Below are 3,110 nucleotides of genomic sequence, written 5' to 3'. Positions count from 1 at the left end.
GTCGTCGGTGGAGCACCGGCGGTCGCGGTATCTGAACAACCGCGCCGAGAACTCTGATCAGCCCACCCGACAACGCGAACGGGCGATGAAACGCTTCAAATCGTCGCGGCATGCGCAACGGTTCCTGTCCGCCTTCAGCGGCATCTCCGCACACTTTCGGCCGCGACGGCATCTGCTCAGCGCGACCGAATGGCGAACCGAGATGGCCGACCGCTTCGCGGTCTGGCGTCAGGTCACCGCGCCCGACGCTGCCGCCTGAAATGTGAACGACCCAAAGGTGTTCCGTCGCGACTACTTCAAACCCAACTGCGCCACTACACTTTTCAATCAACGTGACAGTGCCGCTTAGTCGTAGCCGGGGCTTGTAAGGCCGACAAAGACTTCCGGCTCTCTCGTGTGCGCGATATCGCCGGAACCCGGATGGGAGGCGGGGTGTCCAAAGCTCCTTTCCACCCCGCCCCGTCTAGACGTGGGGGCGGCCGGTTCAGCCCCCATCCCGCCCACAGAGAGGAGCCTTTTGCGATGCAGTATCAGTCCCGCACCTATGACCCGGTCAGCGGTGAGGTGATCTCGCAGCGCGGCGGCGTGCCCCTGCCGGGAACCGAACCGCACAACGCCGTTCACGGGTGCTCGGTATTGGCGGCCCAGTGATTCGCCGATTGATCGCGGTATTGATAACGACCCGGACGTGTCCTTCGGTGGCCCATAGGCCGCAGTCAGGACACCCCCGGCTGTGCTGCCGACCGGCTGCGATTGGGCACATCGCCGCGTGCCACACCGCAATTGGGCTCCGCTTTTCGGCCAAATACTGCGTCTGAGCGAATACTATTTCCCGCCGGTGTCGGCGGCGGCTGGCGCTTACGCCTAGGCCTGGGGCCCGGCGGCCTGCTCTTCGAGAACCGCCGGCTCGTCGGCATGCACGTGACGGCTGCTGATCAGCAGGCCCAACGGTGCACCCACTACGCAGACGACCGCGGTGACCTCGAAGATCTCGCCGTACATTCCGGCAAAGGCATGCCGGTAGAGGGTGGCCTGGGCCCCGATTCGCTCCGCAAGGCTGGCGTTGGCCGGAACCTTCGACGACAGTTTCGCAACCAGCTGTGGCAGCCGGTAAAAGCCCCACGCGCTCAGTGCGGCGACCCCGATCAGCATGCCCGTCATCCGCGCCACCACCACCGCCGCCGACGCGATGCCGTGCTGCGCCGACGGCACCACCCGCAAGCTGGCGGATGTCAGCGGCCCGATCACCAGACCCAGCCCCAGGCCGGCGATTGCCAGGTCGGTGTCCAACGCGGGCAGCGACAACAGGCCGAAGATGTTGTGGCGCTCGCTTTGTAGGTCGACCGACCACTTCGAGATCAGCCAGTAGCCACCCGCCGCGATGAGCAACCCCGCGAAGGCCATGGCCCGGTCGCCGACTTTGGTCGCGATCCAACCACCCAACACCGCGCCGATCGGCAGCGCGATCAGGAAACGCAGCAGCAGGATGGCGGCCTGGTCTTGCTCCTTGCCGAGCACGCCCTGGGCGAAGAGTTCCACGTCGACCAGCGTCACCATCAACGCCGCACCCGCGCACAGGGACGCGCCGAGCGTGGACAGGAACGGCCGGAAGTGCACCCCGGTGGGTTCGATCAGCTTGGTCCGGGCGAAACGCTCCCAGACCCCGAAAATCACCGCGGCGACGACCGCGGCAAGGAGCAGCGGCGGGCCGTAGCTAGGCAGCGCATGGTGGCCGTCGGGATTGGCGTTGTACAGACCGATGACCGCCAAACCCAAGGTGATCGCCAGCAGCAGCCCGCCGACCAGGTCGATCTTTTCCGGCTCCGCGCTGCGGTCCCGTGACGGCAGGCTCAATTGGATCATCACCATCGCGGCCAGCGCCAGCGGCACGTTGATCCAGAACACGTCCTGCCAGCGACTCGTCAGCCAGACGATGAAGATTCCGTACAGCGGGCCGAGCACGCTGCCCAACTCCTGCGCGGCGCCGATGCCGCCGAGGATCCCGGCGCGGTTCTGCTGGGCCCACAGGTCGGCACCCAGCGCGAGCGTCACCGGCAGCAGTGCACCGCTGGCCACGCCTTGGATGGTGCGGCCGACCACCAGCACATGCAGATCGGTGGACAGTGCGGTGATCACCGAGCCCGCGAGGAAGGTGCCCAGGCTGACTTGCAGCAGCAGTTTGCGGCCGAACCGGTCCGAGGCCCGGCCCAGCAGCGGCATCGCGGCGATGTAGCCCAGCAGGTACCAGGTGACGATCGGCGTGATCCGTTGCGGGTGATTGATCGTGATGCCGACGGTGGCGATGATGTCGCGCATGATGGTGACCACGACATAGGTGTCGAGGGCACCGAGCAGTACGGCGAGGCTGCCCGCGCTGATCGCGACTCCGCGCCCGGCGTGCGGTGCCGTCATCCGGCCACCGGCGGCTTGGTGACCTGCACCGGTGCGTTCCAGTTCGACAGCGTCATCTGGACCGAATTGCCCGGGCTTTGCTCCAGCTGGACCTGTACCAACTGGTGATCACCTCGTCCCATGAGAGAGTCGGGTCGCTCGCGCCTTGCGATGGGATGAGCACTCACGCAAAGGTTTCGTGGATCCGTTGCGTTACAACGTCATGATAGCGGCACTCGGTCGAGGTCCATTCGCAGGCGAGCTCCGGAGTACTCGGTAATGAAGTCTCGTCTGCTTTCCGACAGTGCGACAATGCGTGGACATCATTGGTGTTCTCCTAACCGACGGGGGCTGGTGGCTTTCCATTTATTACCGCCGCGCGGCGGGGCCCAACAGTGTGCTGGTGCCGGTGGTGGCGTTCGTGGCGGTGCTGATCGCGCCCGCTGGTCGGTTCTGCAGCTGATACCAACCAGAGCTGCTAAGGGGCGACCGATCGGCCTGGTGCTCCACTGTCGGCGAGCACGCCGGTTGGGGCGTATCGGAGCAGGGCGCCGATCCCATCGGCGGGTGCGATGCGGTCGTCGACCCGGACCACCGATGCGCGAATCGTGATCGCGACGAACGGCAGCGCCTCATCGGCCCTCACAACCCGAACCGGCGCTTCCCCCAGTTCGGAGAGCGCATCGGCGTCGGGTGCGATGGTGGTGAGCTCTTCGCCC

Annotated in this window: 4 protein-coding genes and 2 pseudogenes; 3 read left to right on the top strand and 3 right to left on the bottom strand. The window is 66.0% G+C overall.

Annotated elements, in window-relative coordinates:
* Together VKI00_RS08920 and VKI00_RS08915 are read left to right on the top strand one after the other, a co-directional pair.
* Positions 1–259: DDE-type integrase/transposase/recombinase (locus VKI00_RS08920; RefSeq protein ID WP_324436823.1), on the top strand; the 259-nt coding region annotated here is incomplete at its 5' end.
* 263 nt (positions 260–522) lie between these two features.
* On the top strand, positions 523–651 hold the full coding sequence (locus tag VKI00_RS08915) for a hypothetical protein (RefSeq protein ID WP_324436822.1): 129 nt from the start codon (positions 523–525) through the stop codon (positions 649–651).
* 213 nt (positions 652–864) lie between these two features.
* Here VKI00_RS08915 and VKI00_RS08910 read toward each other — a convergent pair whose 3' ends face one another.
* Both VKI00_RS08910 and VKI00_RS08905 read right to left on the bottom strand, forming a co-directional pair.
* A complete protein-coding gene (locus VKI00_RS08910; protein ID WP_324436821.1) occupies positions 865–2,412 on the bottom strand; it encodes an MFS transporter in 1,548 nt (515 codons plus the stop codon).
* Positions 2,409–2,525, bottom strand: a pseudogene (locus tag VKI00_RS08905) (LppX_LprAFG lipoprotein); the annotation flags it as partial. The gene VKI00_RS08910 and the pseudogene VKI00_RS08905, both read right to left, overlap by 4 nt.
* Positions 2,526–2,707: 182 nt before the next feature.
* Between VKI00_RS08905 and VKI00_RS08900 the strand changes: the two are divergent.
* Positions 2,708–2,854: a hypothetical protein gene (locus VKI00_RS08900; RefSeq protein ID WP_324436819.1), complete on the top strand. Its 147-nt coding sequence runs from the start codon at positions 2,708–2,710 to the stop codon at positions 2,852–2,854.
* 15 nt (positions 2,855–2,869) lie between these two features.
* On the opposite strand, the pseudogene VKI00_RS08895 reads toward VKI00_RS08900, so the two are convergent.
* Positions 2,870–3,110: pseudogene (locus VKI00_RS08895) on the bottom strand (hypothetical protein); the annotation flags it as partial.

The sequence above is a fragment of the Mycobacterium sp. genome (assembly GCF_035314665.1).
Classification (GTDB): domain Bacteria; phylum Actinomycetota; class Actinomycetes; order Mycobacteriales; family Mycobacteriaceae; genus Mycobacterium.
This window is presented reverse-complemented; position numbering and strand designations above follow the sequence as displayed.

Coding starts and splice junctions, on each gene's coding strand:
- VKI00_RS08915 (WP_324436822.1), top strand. CDS start 523: ATGCAGTATCAGTCCCGCACCTATGACCCGGTCAGCGGTGAGGTGATC.
- VKI00_RS08910 (WP_324436821.1), bottom strand. CDS start 2,412: ATGACGGCACCGCACGCCGGGCGCGGAGTCGCGATCAGCGCGGGCAGC.